General features: G+C 64.8%; 14 protein-coding genes and 1 tRNA gene. 6 read left to right on the top strand and 9 right to left on the bottom strand.

Annotated features, from left to right (window positions below; all coding sequences use genetic code 11):
• Positions 1–446 precede the first annotated feature (446 nt).
• Positions 447–521 (bottom strand) — tRNA-Gln (locus tag JNM03_RS04260).
• Positions 522–623: 102 nt separating this feature from the next.
• Entirely contained in the window at positions 624–1,709 is a 1,086-nt protein-coding gene (locus JNM03_RS04265) for a branched-chain amino acid aminotransferase (RefSeq protein WP_294034676.1), read from the bottom strand.
• A gap of 78 nt (positions 1,710–1,787) precedes the next feature.
• Between JNM03_RS04265 and JNM03_RS04270 the strand changes: the two genes are divergently transcribed.
• On the top strand, positions 1,788–2,300 hold the full coding sequence (locus JNM03_RS04270; RefSeq protein WP_294034678.1) for a MarR family transcriptional regulator: 513 nt from the start codon (positions 1,788–1,790) through the stop codon (positions 2,298–2,300).
• Positions 2,301–2,327: 27 nt separating this feature from the next.
• Here the strand turns inward: JNM03_RS04270 and proC are convergent, their stop codons facing one another.
• Both proC and JNM03_RS04280 read right to left on the bottom strand, forming a co-directional pair.
• Entirely contained in the window at positions 2,328–3,161 is an 834-nt protein-coding gene (gene proC, locus JNM03_RS04275; protein WP_294034680.1) for a pyrroline-5-carboxylate reductase, read from the bottom strand.
• A gap of 16 nt (positions 3,162–3,177) precedes the next feature.
• Entirely contained in the window at positions 3,178–4,857 is a 1,680-nt protein-coding gene (locus JNM03_RS04280; RefSeq protein ID WP_294034681.1) for an alkaline phosphatase family protein, read from the bottom strand.
• 156 nt (positions 4,858–5,013) lie between these two features.
• Between JNM03_RS04280 and JNM03_RS04285 the strand changes: the two genes are divergently transcribed.
• The 5 genes from JNM03_RS04285 (at position 5,014) to JNM03_RS04305 (ending at position 9,372) form a co-directional block, all read left to right on the top strand.
• Positions 5,014–7,017 (top strand): thioredoxin family protein, encoded by a 2,004-nt coding sequence (locus tag JNM03_RS04285; protein WP_294034683.1) that lies wholly within the window; start codon positions 5,014–5,016, stop codon positions 7,015–7,017.
• On the top strand, positions 7,017–7,757 hold the full coding sequence (locus JNM03_RS04290) for a TlyA family RNA methyltransferase (protein WP_294034685.1): 741 nt from the start codon (positions 7,017–7,019) through the stop codon (positions 7,755–7,757). Before JNM03_RS04285 ends, JNM03_RS04290 begins: the two co-directional genes overlap by 1 nt.
• A gap of 79 nt (positions 7,758–7,836) precedes the next feature.
• Positions 7,837–8,394, top strand: a complete 558-nt coding sequence (locus JNM03_RS04295; RefSeq protein ID WP_294034687.1) for a TspO/MBR family protein — start codon at positions 7,837–7,839, stop codon at positions 8,392–8,394.
• Between the two features lie 37 nt (positions 8,395–8,431).
• Positions 8,432–8,779, top strand: a complete 348-nt coding sequence (locus JNM03_RS04300) for an accessory factor UbiK family protein (protein ID WP_294034689.1) — start codon at positions 8,432–8,434, stop codon at positions 8,777–8,779.
• An 86-nt stretch (positions 8,780–8,865) separates the two neighbouring features.
• Positions 8,866–9,372 carry a YbjN domain-containing protein gene (locus tag JNM03_RS04305; RefSeq protein ID WP_294034691.1) on the top strand — a complete coding sequence of 169 codons (507 nt, stop codon included), beginning with the start codon at positions 8,866–8,868 and terminating at the stop codon, positions 9,370–9,372.
• 3 nt (positions 9,373–9,375) lie between these two features.
• On the opposite strand, the gene JNM03_RS04310 is transcribed toward JNM03_RS04305, so the two are convergent.
• The 5 genes from JNM03_RS04310 to JNM03_RS04330 all read right to left on the bottom strand — a co-directional run bounded on the left by JNM03_RS04310 (position 9,376) and on the right by JNM03_RS04330 (position 16,187).
• Positions 9,376–10,335 (bottom strand): right-handed parallel beta-helix repeat-containing protein, encoded by a 960-nt coding sequence (locus tag JNM03_RS04310; protein ID WP_294034693.1) that lies wholly within the window; start codon positions 10,333–10,335, stop codon positions 9,376–9,378.
• Between the two features lie 93 nt (positions 10,336–10,428).
• On the bottom strand, positions 10,429–13,053 hold the full coding sequence (gene metH, locus JNM03_RS04315; RefSeq protein ID WP_294034695.1) for a methionine synthase: 2,625 nt from the start codon (positions 13,051–13,053) through the stop codon (positions 10,429–10,431).
• Between the two features lie 151 nt (positions 13,054–13,204).
• A complete protein-coding gene (locus JNM03_RS04320; RefSeq protein WP_294034697.1) occupies positions 13,205–14,269 on the bottom strand; it encodes a homocysteine S-methyltransferase family protein in 1,065 nt (354 codons plus the stop codon).
• A complete protein-coding gene (gene metF / locus JNM03_RS04325; protein ID WP_294034699.1) occupies positions 14,266–15,204 on the bottom strand; it encodes a methylenetetrahydrofolate reductase in 939 nt (312 codons plus the stop codon). The genes JNM03_RS04320 and metF overlap by 4 nt, the downstream gene beginning before the upstream one ends.
• A complete protein-coding gene (locus tag JNM03_RS04330; RefSeq protein ID WP_294034701.1) occupies positions 15,201–16,187 on the bottom strand; it encodes a metalloregulator ArsR/SmtB family transcription factor in 987 nt (328 codons plus the stop codon). Before JNM03_RS04330 ends, metF begins: the two co-directional genes overlap by 4 nt.
• Positions 16,188–16,340 lie beyond the last annotated feature (153 nt).

Here is a 16,340-nt window from a genome sequence, read left to right on the forward strand (position 1 = left end):
TACAGATCGTCTCACCAACGGCTATTGCGCCAGCGTGCTCACAATCGTGAGTACACCCGCTGAGTACACAAGCGTGGTTTCACCTCGCAAAAAATGACAGAAAACCGTGGGCTTCCACCCCTCCCGACCCCTCCCGTAGGGATCACCACGCTAGAGCGCGCGGTCGGCGCGACATTATCCGCACTTTGGCGTTTGAGACTGCACGGTTCTGCCTGACTGCTAAGACGCCTTAGCCGATGTCGGTCCACTTAACGCGCGGCCGCGACAGATACCGATCGGTGATCGCCGCGTCCAAGCGGCCCGCTCAAATCATAACTTGCAATCGCCCGTGTGTGGATTCATCGTAGTTTCACAGGGGCCACGGCTAGGTGCCACGGGGTGTGGCCTCCGTAATTGATACGCAGAGATTCGTTCTTGTTTTCAGATAGTTGAAAAGCTGCACCGGCTGGCTGGGGCGGCAGGATTCGAACCTGCGCATGGCGGCATCAAAAGCCGCTGCCTTACCGCTTGGCGACGCCCCATCGGGCCGGTGCGAGGCGCGCTCTATAGCGGGTCGCCGCCTTTGGCAAGCCAGCCTTCGGCAGCCTCGGGCGCACGACGCACCCTGCGCGATGCCGCCGAAATCAGAGCCGCGTGACCCAGCCATGCGGATCGGCGGCACGGCCGCGCTGGATATCGACCAGCTTGTTCTTGAGCACGCCCGTCACCTGTCCGGGGCCGCCGGCACCGATCGTGAAACTGGTCTCCCCGCGCGTGACCCGGCCCACCGGAGTCACCACCGCCGCAGTGCCGCAGGCGAAGCTTTCGGTCAGGCGGCCGCTTTCCGCATCGGCCTGCCATTGATCGATCGAATAGCGCTCTTCGCGGACGACCAGCCCCGCGTCGCGAGCCAGCGTGATGATCGCATCACGGGTGATGCCGGGCAGGATCGTCCCGGTCAGCGGCGGAGTGACGATGCTCCCGTCGTCGAACACGAAGAACATGTTCATCCCGCCGAGTTCCTCGATCCAGCGATTTTCCGCCGCGTCGAGGAAAACGACCTGATCGTGCCCCTTGGCGATCGCCTCGCTCTGCGCGATCAGGCTCGCGGCATAATTGCCGCCGCATTTGGCCGCGCCGGTCCCTCCCGGTGCGGCGCGGGTATAATCCTCCGACACCCACAACGACACCGCGGGGGCACCCGACTTGAAATAATTGCCGACCGGTGAAACGATGACGAGGAAATGATATTCGGCCGCGGGTTTCACGCCCAGAAACACTTCGCTCGCGTACATGAAGGGCCGAAGGTAGAGCGCGCCGCCCTCTACCGGCGGGAACCAGTCGGCGTCGACCGCCACGGCTTCCTTCACCGCCGCGATGAAAAGCTCTTCGGGCAGTTCGGCCATGGCCATACGCCGCGCGCTTGCATTGAAGCGGGCCGCATTCGCCTCGACACGGAACAGCGCCATCGACCCGTCGTCGAGGCGGTAGGCTTTCAGCCCTTCAAAGATTTCCTGCGCATAATGAAGCACGGCCGTCGCCGGATCGAGCAACAGCGGTCCGCGCGGCATCACCTGTGCATCGTGCCAGCCCTTCGCATCCGAATAGCGGATCGAGACCATATGATCGGTGAACACGCGCCCGAAGGCGGGATCGGCGATCGCCGCCGCGCGGACATCCTCCGCCGTCGGAGCGGGATGAGGCAAACGTCGGAAGGCGGGAGCGAGCATTGCGATACACCTGATGAATCGGGGACAAACCTGCGCGCCTCTTGCCAAACGAGGGCGCGCGGCGCAACGGTAGTGACTATGCCGAATGAAAATTTTCTTTCACAAGTACCCGCCGCTTCTGCCCTTTTCTTGCGCGAGGATGAAGTGCGCCGGGGTATCGAATATTTGTTTTTCGGCCATGGCGCCCTCTGGCGTGCCATCGACACGCGGCTGGCCGAGAATGAGCTGGGCCGTGCGCATTACCGGGCGCTCTACTTCATCGCGCGCGCGCCGGGGATCACGATTTCGGACCTGCTCGCGCTACTTGGCATCACCAAACAGTCGCTGGGCCGGGTCGTAAAGGAGCTGGAGGCGCGCGATTTCCTGACAACCCGCCCCGGCAATCGCGACCGCCGGCAGAAGGAGCTTCGTCTGACCTCCGGCGGACGCGCGGTAGAGGCTGCGATCTTCGGGCAGCTTCGCGATGCGATGAGCCGCGCCTACACGCACAGCGGCCAGCAGGCCGTGACCGGATTCTGGCAGGTCAGCGAGGCATTGATGACGCCGCGCGAACGCGCGCGCGTTGCAAAGCTTGGCGCCGACGGCGGCTAGGGCGAGGATCCTAAGGCCGAGACGCGATCAACCCTGACCCCGCGCCAGATCGGCGAGTTCGCGTCCGCGGTCGCGCGCCGCGCGAAGCACGTTGGTGAACAGCGCCGCCAATTGCCCATCGCTGTCGAGCACGTCGAGCCCCGCCTGCGTCGTCCCGCCCTTGCTCGCGACCTGCGCGATCAGAGTCCCCGGCTTTTCAGCGCTGTCGGCCAGCAGCGCAGTCGAGCCGCCGAAGGTCGCGATCGCGAGCTTGAGCGCATCGTCCGCCGACAGGCCCAGTCGCTCGCCCGCGGCCGCATAGGATTCGATCAGCCGGAAAACGAACGCCGGGCCGCTGCCGGTAAAGGCCGTGACCAGGTCCATCGTCGAATCGTCGGCCAGCGTGACCACGGTGCCGAGCGGCTTCAGCAGCGCATCGATCGCGGACGCATCGGAATCGCCGTGGCTGGCGACCGCAGAAACACCGGCGCCGATCCGGGCCGCGAGGTTCGGCAGGATGCGCACCTGCGCTCTGGCTTCGGGAAAACGCTGGGCGAGATCGGCGAGCGAAACGCCGGCGAGGATCGACAGCAGGTGGACGTCGGCCGACAGGACGGGCGCAAGATCATCCGCGACTTCGCCCAGTTGCTGCGGCTTCATGCCGAGCATGATCCAGTCGGCGGCGCCGCCGGCGTCCTTCCACGCGGCAAGCGATGCGAAGTGCGGCACGCCTTCGCGCGGCGTGGCGAAGGGATCGGCGATCGCCACCGCCGCAGGGTCCAGCCCCGCAGCCAGCCAGCGATCGAGCATCGCGCCCGCCATATTGCCACACCCGACGAGCAGCAGCCGGCCGGAAAATTTCCGTAAAGTCTTCGTCATCATCCCCGTTCTTCTTTATCTATCGACAACTGCTTTCCGGCCCCGACAGAAGGTCCAGACAGCGGCCGTCGATCTTGCCCGCGTCGACCGGCACCCCGATGACCGACGCCAGCGTCGGCAGAATGTCCACCGTCATCACGGCATTCGGTTGCTCGAATCCGGTCAGCCCCTTGCGCCAGAAGAGGATCGGCACGCGCCGGTCGTAATCCCACACCGATCCGTGCGTCGCGACATAGCCCATGCCCGATTCGGGGATCGGCGTCACGCGCGGCTTCAACACGACGATGAAATCGCCCGACCGCTGCGCATTATACGACGCGCGAAGCTTGTCCATCAGCGTCCAGGTGTCGGGGGAACGCCTCGAGATCGGATAGGCGGCGAGTTCCTCGCCAGTCACCACCGCCTCGACCTGCCGCTGCGCCCTGAAACGCGCAGTCAGTTCGGCCATCGCCGCCTTTCGCTGCGCGGCAGTCAGGGTCTTCGACAGATACATGTCGCCGAACGGGCCGTCGCTGTAGAGGAGCGGCTGCGGCAACCCCAGCTTTTCGGCAACGGCCTTTCCGATCGCGTCAGGATCGAGCGCCTTGTCGACACGCTCGGCCATCGGCAATGCGTTCTGACGGTTGCGTTCGGGGATGTCGTGCCCGCCGTGATCGGCGGTCAGCGCTACCATATAGTCGATCCCCGTGGCGTCGAGCCGAGCAAAAAAGTCGCCGAGCTCGCGGTCGAGCGCGAGCATCTGGGTGCACATTTCGCTGCCCGCGGTGCCGGTGCCGTGCCCGATATAGTCGGTCGCCGACAGGCCGAGGATCAGCAGGTCGGTTGCGTCGCCCTCACCCATCTTGCGCGCGGCGCGCAGCGCAGCACCCGTCGCCAGAACCGCACCGTCGGCTTCGGGCGATGCCATGAAGCGGCGGAAATCGCCGCCATCACGCTGAAATCTCCAGGTTCCCACCGTGGCACCCTTATCGCCAACAGGGATCGCGATGTCGTGCGATGCACAATCGGCGGGAAGCGCCAGCGCCGGACGCGGCGCGGCGATCGCCGCCGCGATCGCGGTGCTCGCCTGCTGCGCGGTCGGGGACAGGGTCGTTCCGCGATAACTCGTCAGCCCGCCGGGAAAGAGCCACATCAGCTCGTCGGCCTTGCGCCCGCCCATCATGATCGCGGCCCGGTCCTTGCCCGCGACCGAAACGACCTGCGCTTTGGGACTGGCGGCTTTCATCCAGTCGCCAAGCGTCGCGACCATCAGATGGTTCACCGACGCCACATATTTCCCGCTCTTCGAGCTGGTGTCGGGGAGAGTTTCATCTTCGGCGCAATAGAGCCGCTTGTCCTCTCGCGCGATCGACAGGTCGAAGAAATTATTGGCGATGATGCCCGTGTGCGCGGGATGATTGCCTGTCAGGATCGTCGAATGACCCGGGCAGGTCTCGGTCGCGCCGTGCGCCTGATAGCCCGACGGAAAGACGACGCCCTGCGCGAGTCGCGCGAGGCCGCCGGTGAAATGGCTGCGATATTCGGCGAAAAGGTCGGCCGAAAACTGGTCGACCGCGATGACGACAACCAGCTTTGGCGCGGGCGTCGCCGCCGTGACCTTTGCCGCAGGAGCGGGCGCGGAATCCTGCGCAAAGCCTGTCCCGATCGTCGTCAGGGACAGCGCGCCGGCAAGAACTGTGGTCAGATTTTTCAATTTCACGATCAGCTTCTCCGTGCGGGGCGTCGGCGCGGGCTGTCCTCTCGACGAAAGCTGCCTATATGGCAAGTATCGAGAGACGAACGGCGCGGGCGGACAGTGGAATTGCGTAGGCATGTTTTTGTGACAATTTGCTGGCGGACTGCGCTGGCGATTCTGATGCTCGCCGTGCTGGCGCTTCAGCCCGCCCGCGCGCAAAACCCGCATATCGCAGCAAGGCTCGTTGCCGAAACACCGGTTCCCGCGCCGGGCGGCGCCACCGCAATCGCCCTCACGATGGCGCCCGAAAAAGGCTGGCACGGCTATTGGATGAATGGCGGCGATGCAGGCTTCGGCCTGGCGGTCGACTGGAACCTGCCCGAAGGCGTATCGGTCACACCCTTTCGCTATCCGGTGCCGGAGGCGCTGATTCTCTTCGGCATGATGAATCATGTCTATGAACACCCCTATGCCCTGCTCGCCGATGTCCGCGTCGACAGCAAGGTCATGCCCGGAACCGATCTGACGCTGACCGGCATCGCCCACTGGCTCGCCTGCACCGACAAGGTGTGCGTTCCCGAAAAGTCGGTGATCGCGGTCGCGCTGAAGGCGGGGGACGGTACGATCGCGCCCACGACGCGCGAGCGGTTCGACGCCTGGCGTGCGAAACTGCCGCAGCCGCTTGATCGCGCCGGGGCGTGGGAACGCAAGGGCAAGATGGTCCGCTTTGGCATTCCCCTGCCCGAAGGTGCAGCCATCGACGCACCGCACCTGTTTCTCGAAACCCAGAACGTCGTCGATTATCCGGCGCCGCAGGAGTTCAGCCGCAACGGCAACTGGATCGTCGTCGAGGCGAAGGCGAAAGGCGATGCGGCGGACGTCGTGCAAGGCCTGCTCAAACTCGGCGACGGGCGCGGACTCGCGGTCCGGTTCGCGCCGGGGCCGGTACCCACCGCCGGACAGGCGATAGCAACGCGCGGCGGCGGTATCGACCTGACGCTCTTTTGGAGCGCCCTCGGCGGCGCAATATTGGGCGGGCTTATCCTCAACCTGATGCCCTGCGTCTTCCCGATTCTCAGCCTCAAGGCGCTCAGCCTCGCGCGATCGGGCGGCGACGCCCGCACCGCAAAGATCGAAGCACTCGCCTATACGGCGGGCGCGATCGTAACCGCGCTGATCCTCGGCGGTGCGCTGCTCGCGCTTCGGGCGGCGGGCGAGCAGGTCGGATGGGCCTTTCAGTTGCAACATCCGGTCAGCGTGCTGGCGCTGCTCGTGCTGGCCATCGCGATCACGATGAACCTGCTCGGTGCCTATGAGCTGCCGTCATTTGGCGGGGGTCAGGCTCTGGCGGAAAAGAGCGGCGCGGCAGGCGGCTTCTGGACCGGCGCCCTTGCCGCGTTCGTCGCGACTCCGTGCAGCGGACCGCTGCTCGGCGCGGCGCTCGGCGCCACGCTGGTATTGCCGGCCTGGGCGGCGTTGCCGGTGTTCGGCGGCCTCGGCCTCGGCCTTGGCCTGCCCTTCCTCGCGATCGGCTTCCTTCCCGCCTTGCGCGGCCGCCTGCCCAAGCCGGGACCGTGGATGGGACGATTCCGCAAATGGATGGCGCTGCCGATGGGACTCACGGCCCTTGCGCTGGCCTGGCTGTTCTGGCGCCAGATCGGCAGCGGCGCACAGCTCGTCTGGCCGCTCGTAACGGTCAGCATGGCTGTCGTCCTATTCGCCCACTATGGCGCGATCCAGCGCGGCGACCGGCGTTCATGGCTGCTCGTCGCGGCTGGCCTGCTCTTTGTCGGCAGTCTTGTCGGCACGGTCGGCGACGTCGCCCGAACCAACCGCACTGTCGATATCGCCGGGACCGCTTACTCCCCCACCACGCTTGCCAAGGCGCGCGCCACCGGCAAGCCCGTCTTCGTCTATTTCACCGCCGACTGGTGCCTGTCGTGCAAGGCGAACGAAGCCGGAGCGATCGACCGCGAAGCCGTGCAAAGCGCATTTGCGAAGAAAGGCGTCGTGACTCTGGTCGGCGACTGGACCAATGGCGACCCAGCGATCACCCGCACCCTGGCCGAGCATGGTCGCAACAGCGTCCCGCTCTATCTCTGGTATGCACCGGGCAAACCGGAGCCCGAAATCCTGCCGCAGATCCTGACTCCCGGACTGCTCGTCGGCAAGGCGGGCGGCTGATGGCGAAGCAACGCGCCGACCAGCTAATCGTCGACCGCGGCCTTGCCGAAAGCCGGACCCGCGCGCAGGCGCTGATCCTTGCCGGCCTTGCCTTCGTCGGCGACCGCAAGATCGATAAGGCGGGTCAGCAACTCGCCGACGATGCGGACATCGTCGTCAAGGGCCGGGACCATCCGTGGGTGTCGCGCGGCGGGGTCAAGCTCGACCACGCGCTGACACATCTGGGCTGGGATGTTTCCGGCGCCGTCGCGATCGATGTCGGATCGTCTACCGGCGGCTTCACCGACGTGTTGCTCAGCCGCGGTGCGGTGCGCATCTATGCCGTGGATTCGGGCACCAATCAGCTCGCTTGGAAGCTGCGACAGGACGACCGGGTCGTCGTCCACGAACAAACGAGCGCGCGGATCCTGACCGCCGATCATATCCCCGAACCCATCGACCTGATCGTCTGCGACGCGAGCTTCATCGCGCTGTCAAAGGTTCTGCCGGTGCCGATGCGCTTTGCAAGGGCGGGTGCCCGCATGGTCGCCCTGATCAAGCCGCAGTTCGAAGCTGCGCGACACGAAGTCGGCAAGAAGGGCGTCGTTCGCGACGCGGCGGTCCACGCCCGTGTGTGCGAAGAAGTGCGCCTTTGGCTGGAGAGCGAAGGCTGGAGCGTCCTCGATCTCGTCGAAAGTCCGATCACGGGCCCCGAGGGGAATGTCGAATTCCTGATTGCTGCGACGCGGCGAAGCGCTTGACGGCGGCAATTCCGCCCGCAACACCTGTAACCTGCAGAATCGCAAAGGCAGAATCGCCAAAGTCAGGGACCGACCCCGCATGACCGAGATTGCTACTCCGGGCCAGTTACGCATGTCCTATTGGCGCTGGGCGATGGTTACCGTGCCCTCGATCGTGCTGGTCGGCACCGCGATGGGACTGTTGTCGAACAGCGGCTACGGCAATCGATGGTTCGCCGCGCTCGATCTGCCGGCCATCGTGCCGCCGGGATGGGTGTTCGGGGTCGCCTGGACGATCCTCTACATCTGCATGGGCCTCTCGCTTGCGATGGTCCTGCATGCGCGCGGGGCAAAGGGACGTGGGTTCGCGCTGCTTCTCTTCTTTGTCCAGCTCATCGCGAACTTCGCCTGGTCGCCGCTCTTTTTCGGCATGCATCAGGTGACGAACGCGCTGTACCTGATCATTTTCATCCTGATGGCGGCGGTCGCCACTGTCTTTGCCTTCGCACCGATCCGCAAAGCCGCCGCGTGGCTGCTCGTCCCGTACATCGCATGGCTCTGCTTCGCTGCGATCCTCAATTTCCAGATCGACCAGCGCAACCCCGACGCCGAAAGCAAGGGGGTTGTCGTCCCCGCCGCGACTACCCAGATAGGGTGAAGGCGCAAGGGTTTCTCCCCGACGAAGGAAGTTCAGGATGCAGAGCGAAAACCGATTTTTCGACGATCTGGCCAAGATGATCAATGGCGTCGCCGGAACCGTCGCCGGCGCCGGCCGCGAGGCTGAAGCCGCGATGCGCGAACGCGCGAAGGAATTTGTCGGCCGTATGGATTTCGTGAGCCGCGAAGAGTTCGAGGCGGTGAAGGAAATGGCCGCCAGGGCGCGCGCCGAGGCCGAAACGCTGAAAGCCCGGCTCGACAAGCTGGAGGGAGCGGCAAAGCCCGCAGCTCCGGCAAAGCCCGTGGCTCCGGCAAAGGCGGCTGCGGCGAAAGCGGCGGCGCCAAAGCCCGCCGCCAAGCCGGCCACGCGCAAGCCCAAAGGCTGACACCAGCCCATTTATGCACAGGAAAGTCCCCGAAGGCGGCGGGACGCGGACTCGCGTCTTCGCCGCTTTCGGTCTAAGGGCCGCGCATGACCGACGATATCTACGACGACGATGACGGGCAGGAAGCCGCGCCGATCGACATGATCGCTTCCTATTTCGCCGCGCACGACTGGCCGCACGAGATGGTCGGCGAGGACGAGATCGTCGCGACCGCGCAGGGCAGCTGGACGAGTTACGAAATGCGCGCGGTATGGCGCCCCGACGACGGGGTAATCCAGCTTCTCGCCTTCCCCGACATCCGCGTCGTCGAAGACAAGCGCGCGGTCGCACACGAAGCGCTCGCGATGATCAACGAGCAATTATGGCTCGGCCATTTCGAACTCTGGTCGAACAGCGGCACGATCCTGTTCCGCCACGGCATGCTGCTCGGCAGCGATGCGCAACTGCCGCTCGATCTGACCGAAACGCTGATCGAAAGCGCTATCGACGAATGCGAGCGCTTCTACCCGGTGTTCCAGTTCGTGTTGTGGGGCGGCAAGACTCCGGCCGAGGCACTCGCCGCCTCGCTCATCGAGACGCGCGGCGAAGCCTGATCGTTACCGCTTCTCGAAGCGCTGCAACCCCGGTCCCAGCTCGTTCGGTCCGATCGCCAAGGCTTCGCCGCTCCAGTCGGCGACGAAGAAGGATTTGCGGCCCATGTCGGCCGGCAGGCTCGCGCGATTGCCGCTGATCGAAAGCCCGCGCGACGGATTGCCGCGATCCTCGGCGGCTACGGCGATGAAGGCCGAGTAGTTTTCCTTGTTCCGACCTTGTACGAACAGATTGTCCGTGATGCTCCCCACCGAGCCCGACGGCAGGTCGATCATATAATTTGTCGCGGTGCCCTGTGTGTCGTCGAAGCTGTTATCGCGAATCTCGACCTGCTTCGCGCGCGTCTTGAGGTAATGGCCGCCGGTGCCCTTGTCGAAACGGGTGTGGGTGACGACGACGCGGCCATAAACACCGGTATAGACGCTGTGCGCACAGCTCAGCCCGCGGTCGCAGCGGCCGAGCCGCGAAAAGGTCGATCGATCGATCGTCAGCGTCGCTTCGGGGTCGTCCGCCGTCAGGATGCCCTCTTCGCTCGACCGAAACATGCTGTTGACGACGTCGAGGTCGCTCTTTTCGAGGCGGATGCCCGCGCCATTGCCATCGGGCACGCGCATGTTCTGAAACACGATGCCATCGACGCGCGCACCCGCGCCGCGCAGCACCAGCGCCGCCTTGCCTTCGCACGTCACGCCGTCAAAGATCACGCGGCCAGGCTCGGCCGCGACAAAGGCGATCCGCCCCGCGGTCTGGACGGCGCACTCGCCATGATAGCCGGGTGCGATGCGGATCGTTCCTTCACCGTCGCCAATCGCATCGACGGCATCCTGCAACCGGCCGAAAGCACGGCCGGTTTCCGCAACGACATAGGCGCCGGGACCGGACTGGGCGGGCAACGGCACGGGCGCCAGGAGCAGTGGAAGGGCGAGCAGCGGCAGTAATGGCCGGCGAAAGAACATCTGGAACATGCCCGCTTTATAGCGGCTTCCGACCCGCCAGTCGTTCGCGAAGCTGGTTAATCCCGCGCCTGTCCCCTATTCGGACAGGCGCGGATTACCCGGTTAATCGAGGTTCGGACGCAACCAGCGCGTCGCGGTCTGAATATCGACCCCGCGCCGCAAGGCATAATCGGCCAACTGGTCTTCACCCACCCGCGCGACGCCGAAATAACTCGCGTCGGGATGGCCGAAGTAAAAGCCCGAGACGGCAGCGGTCGGCAGCATCGCGAAATGATCGGTGAGCGTCGCGCCCGACGTGTTTCCAGCGTCGAGCAATTCGAAAAGGATGCGTTTCAGGCTGTGTTCGGGACACGCCGGATAGCCCGGCGCCGGACGAATGCCCCGATATTCTTCCTTGATGATCGCCTCCGGCGTCAGTTGCTCGCCGGGGGCATAGCCCCACAGGTCCGTGCGGACATGCGCATGAAGCCGCTCGGCAAAAGCCTCGGCAAACCGGTCCGCGAGCGCCTTCAGCAGGATGTCGCTATAATCGTCATGCGCCGCCTTGAAGCGCGCGAGATGCGGCTCGATACCGTGGATCGCAACCGAAAAGCCCCCGATCCAGTCGCCGTCGGCGCTCACGAAATCGGCGAGGCACATGTTGGGGCGCCCCTCGCGCTTCGCGATCTGCTGGCGAAGGAACGGGACCCGGACGTGGCGTTCCTCTTCCTCCAGGTGGATGACGACATCGTCCCCGTCGCGGCGGCACGGCCAGAGAGCCGCAACCCCCTGCGCGTGGAGCCAGCCTTCGCTGACGATATTCGCCAGCATCGCCTTCGCATCGGCGAACAGGCCGCGTGCGCTTTCCCCTACGATCTCGTCGTCGAGGATCGCGGGATAGACACCCGCAAGCTCCCACGCGCGAAAGAAGGGCGTCCAGTCGAACCATTCGACAAGTTCGGCCAGGTCCCAATTGTCGAAAGCATGGATGCCCGGCTTTTCGGGCGGAAAAGGCCGGATATGCTCGTCGATCGCAAAACCGTTGGCGCGCGCGTCCTCGATCGGGATCAGTGCGCTCTGCCCCTTGTTCGCGCGCACTTCGCGGACATGCTCATAGTCGGCCTTATATCCCTGGACAAAAGCGTCGCGACCGGTGTCGCTGACCAGCGACGTGGCGACGCCGACGGCCCGGCTGGCATCCAGCACATGCAGCACGGGACCCTGATAGGCAGGATCGATCCGGAGAGCGGTATGAACGCGCGAGGTCGTCGCGCCGCCGATCAGAAGCGGCATTGTCATGCCCGCGCGCTGCATTTCCTCGGCGACGGTTACCATCTCGTCCAGCGATGGCGTGATCAGACCCGACAGCCCGATCATGTCGGCGTCATTCTCGTTCGCGGCCTCGAGGATCTTCGACCAGGGCACCATGACGCCCAGATCGACGATTTCGAAGCCGTTGCACTGGAGCACGACGCCGACGATGTTCTTGCCGATATCGTGGACGTCGCCCTTCACGGTCGCCATCACGACCTTGCCCTTGCCCTTTGCGCCGGGCTCCTTCTGAGCCTCGATAAAGGGCAGCAGGTGCGCGACCGCCTTTTTCATCACGCGCGCCGACTTGACGACCTGCGGCAGGAACATCTTGCCCGACCCAAACAGGTCGCCGACGACGTTCATCCCGTCCATCAACGGCCCCTCGATCACCTCGATCGGCCGCGGCATTGCCAGACGCATCTCTTCGGTGTCATCGACGACATAGGCGTCGATACCCTTCACCAGCGCATGTTCGAGCCGCTTTTCGACCGGCCAGCCGCGCCATTCCTCGGCCGCCTTTTCCTGCGCCGCGCTGGTGCCCTTGTAGCGCTCGGCGAGCGCGATCAGGCGTTCGGTCGGCGACTCCGATTCCCCTTCGACCTTGCGGTTGAGAATGACGTCCTCGCACGCATGGCGCAGTTCGGGGTCGATCGTGTCGTAAACGTCGAGCTGGCCCGCGTTGACGATCGCCATGTCGAGCCCTGCCGGGATCGCATAGAAAAGAAAGACGCTGTGCATCGCGCGGCGGACCGTTTCATTGCCGCGAAAGCCGAACGACAGGTTCGACAGCCCACCTGAAAAATGCGCATGCGGACAGCGGACGCGGATTTCCTTCACCGCCTCGATGAAATCGACCGCATAATTGTCATGCTCTTCCAACCCCGTCGCGATGGCAAAAATATTGGGGTCAAAGATGATGTCCTCGGGCGGAAATCCGATGCCCATGAGCAGATCATATGCGCGGGCGCAAATCTCTATCTTGCGGTCTTTCGTGTCGGCCTGCCCGACCTCGTCGAACGCCATCACGACGACAGCCGCGCCATAGGCCATGCATTTGCGCGCCTGCGCGAGGAACGGCTCTTCCCCCTCCTTCATGCTGATCGAGTTGACGATCGGCTTGCCGGGAACGCATTTCAGTCCCGCTTCGATCACGGTCCATTTCGAGCTGTCGATCATCACCGGAACCCGCGCGATATCGGGCTCTGCGGCGATCAGCTTGAGAAAGGTCGTCATCGCATATTCAGCGTCGAGCAGGCCCTCGTCCATGTTGACGTCGATGATCTGCGCGCCATTTTCGACCTGCTGGCGTGCGACCTCGACCGCGGCGGCATAATCGTCCGCGAGAATCAGCTTCTTGAACGCCGCCGAACCCGTAACGTTGGTGCGTTCGCCGATATTGACGAAGGTGGAGGAGGCGGATGCATTCTCGGTCATGTGTCTTCCTGGCCCTCCCCGCTCGTGGGGACGGAAACCGCCGCAAGGCGGTGGTGGAGGGGGCTCTCCGCAAGAACCATGGCTGCTGACCGAGAGCCCCCTCTGTCAGCGCTGCCTGCTGCTGCCACCTCCCCGCGAACGGGGAGGGTCGTTATGCCGCCATCGTAAACGGCTCCAGCCCGGCGAGGCGCGTGCGCACCGGTACCTGGGGAACAGAGCGCGGGGCGAGACCCGCAACCGCCTTCGCCATCGCCGCGATATGCTGAGGCGTCGATCCGCAGCATCCACCGAGGATGTTGACCTGTCCATGCTCGGCCCATTCGCGCACGAGGCCCGCGGTGGTGTCGGGCAGCTCGTCGTATTCGCCGAGTTCGTTGGGAAGGCCCGCGTTCGGATAAACCATCACCAGCGCATCGGCGATGTCCGACAACACGCGAACATGGGGGCGAAGCTGCGCCGCACCGAATGAGCAATTGAGCCCGATCGTCAGCGGGCGCGCATGGCGCACCGCATACCAGAAGGCCTCGACGGTATGCCCCGACAGATTGCGACCCGACAGGTCGGTGAGCGTCATCGATATCATAAGCGGCAGGTCACGTCCCACCTTCGCCTCGGCCTCGATCGTCGCGGCGATGCCCGCCTTGGCGTTCAGCGTGTCGAAGATCGTTTCGATCAGGATGAAGTCCGCGCCGCCTTCGGCCAGCGCGACCACCTGGTCGAGATAGACGGCCTTCAGCTCATCGAAGTCGATTTCGCGAAAGCCCGGATTGTTGACGTCGGGCGACAGCGACAACGTCTTGTTCGTCGGCCCCACCGCTCCAGCCACGAACCGGCGGCGTCCATCCCGATCTGCGAATTTGTCCGCGGCTTCGCGGCCCAGCCGGGCGCTTTCGTGGTTGATGTCGGCGACCAGATGCTCAGCGCCATAGTCGGCCTGGCTGATCCGGTTTGCGCTGAACGTATTGGTCGATACGATGTCCGACCCGGCCGCCAGATAGGCCTCGCCGATCGCCGCGACGATGTCGGGCCGCGTCAGGGCAAGAATATCGTTATTGCCCTTTTGGTCATGTGACAGCCCCAGATTGCCGGCATAACAGGCCTCGGTCAGCTTGCGGAGCTGGATCTGCGTGCCCCAGCCGCCGTCGGTCAGCAGAATACGCTCCTTCGCGGCCGCCTGAAGCGCGCCGCGCGCATCGGTCTTTGCTCCGGAAGTCATGCCGCCTGGTCCTTTGCCGTCGCAACCGGCCGCAACCCCAGCAGATGACAGATCGCGTAGCTGAGTTCCGCCCGGTTGAGCGTGTAGAAATGGAAATCGCGCACGCCGCCCGCATAAAGGCGGCGGCACATTTCGGCGGCGATCGTCGCCGACACGAGCTGTCGCGCCGCCGGATGGTCGTCGAGCCCGTCGAACAGCGAGACCATCCACGCCGGGATCGCGGTGCCGCACATGTCGGCCATCCGCCGCGTCTGCGACACGTTCGACACCGGCAGGATGCCCGGGATGATCGGCGCGTCGATCCCCGCCGCGGCGGCCGCATCGCGAAAGCGCAGGAAGCTGTCGGGCGAGAAAAAGAACTGCGTGATCGCGCGCGTCGCGCCGGCATCAAGCTTGCGTTTCAGATTGTCGAGGTCCGACTGGGCGCAATCGGCGTCGGGATGCACTTCGGGATAGGCGGCAACCGAAATGTCGAACGGCGCGACGGCCTTCAGCCCGGCGACCAGTTCGATCGCATTGGCATAACCATCGGGATGCGCGCGATAGGGCGCCCCGCCCGGCACATCGCCCCGCAACGCGACGATATGTCGCACGCCCGCGTCCCAATAGGCTTGCGCGACCTCGTCGATCTCAGCGCGCGATGCCTCGACACAGGTCAGGTGCGCGGCGGGCGGCACGGCGCTTTCCGCGGCAATCCGCGCGACCGTCGCGTGGGTGCGTTCGCGCGTCGATCCGCCTGCTCCGTAAGTGACCGACACGAAGCTGGGGGCGAGCGGTTCGAGCGTGCGGAAACTATCCCACAATTGCGCTTCCATCTTCTCGGTCTTTGGCGGAAAGAATTCGAAGCTGACGCCGATATCGCCCGCAAGATCGGCGAAGAGCGGCGAGGCGGCGGCGCGGCGCGCTTCCGCCAGCGAGTTCAGATTCGACGTCATGCCGCCAGCCTTTTGCTTGGTCCGCTTTCGGTAGCGGGGTTTTGATCCTCGTCGCTCCGCCGCCGGCCGAGCCACAGCTTCACCGCAAGATCGCCGCCTCCCAGCGTCTGCGTCGTTTCGAGCAGCAGCCCAGCCGAAGCGAACCAACCGCGGATCTGCGCATCCGAAAAGCCGAGACGCGCATGCGCGGCAAGCGTGCGAAGGTCCTCGTCCTCGTGCGGGGCGAAATCGACGATCAGCAGATGCCCGCCGCCGCGCAACACCCTGCCCGCCTCCGCGATCACCCGGTCGGGTTCGTGCGCGAAGTGGAGCGCCTGATGGATGACGATGCTATCGGTGCTCGCGTCAGCCAGCGGCAAGTTCAGGAAGTCGCCCTGAAGCAGGTCGATCGGAACCGGTTGCCCGGCCAGCTTCGCCCGCGCGATGCGTAGCATTTCGGGACTGCGATCGAGTGCGGTGATACGACGGGCGGTCGGCGCGAAAATCTCGGCCATCCGGCCCGTCCCCGTGCCGATGTCCAGTAAATGGCCAAGCCGGCGGTTGTGCATCATCGCCAGCATCGCGGCCTCCACCTCGCTCTCGGCGATGTGGCGCGATCGGATCGCGTCCCATTCGGCGGCATGATCGGCAAAATAGCGGGCGGCCGCTGCCGCGCGTTCCTCACGAACCGCGGCCAGTCGCCGCGCGTCGTGCGCGATCACCAACGCCTCGCGGGCAGAAAAGGGCCATTTCTCCGCTTGCCCGATGATCTCACCGACCGCGCCGTTCGCAGCGATCCGCAGGAATACCCAGCTGCCCTCGCGCCGCCGATCGACAATCCCCGCCTCAACCAGAATGCGCACGTGGCGCGACACGCGCGGCTGGCTCTGCCCCAACACGGCGGCGAGTTCGCCGATCGCAAGCTCCATTTCACGCAGAAGCGCGACGACTCGCAGTCGTGTCGGGTCGGCAAGCGCCCGAAAAATATCAATCAACTCGGTCACGGACAGAGATATAAAGGATTCTTTATATCCGGTCAACAGACGGTGGGGCGCAGATTCCGGCGGCTCCCGCCTCGCGACCCCGAAATTGCGACGAAACACGGGATCAGCTCGAAAAAGGACATTGCACCGATTCTACCGAGGCGGTAGTTCTGC

The sequence above is a fragment of the Sphingopyxis sp. genome, from assembly GCF_016793825.1.
GTDB lineage: Bacteria > Pseudomonadota > Alphaproteobacteria > Sphingomonadales > Sphingomonadaceae > Sphingopyxis.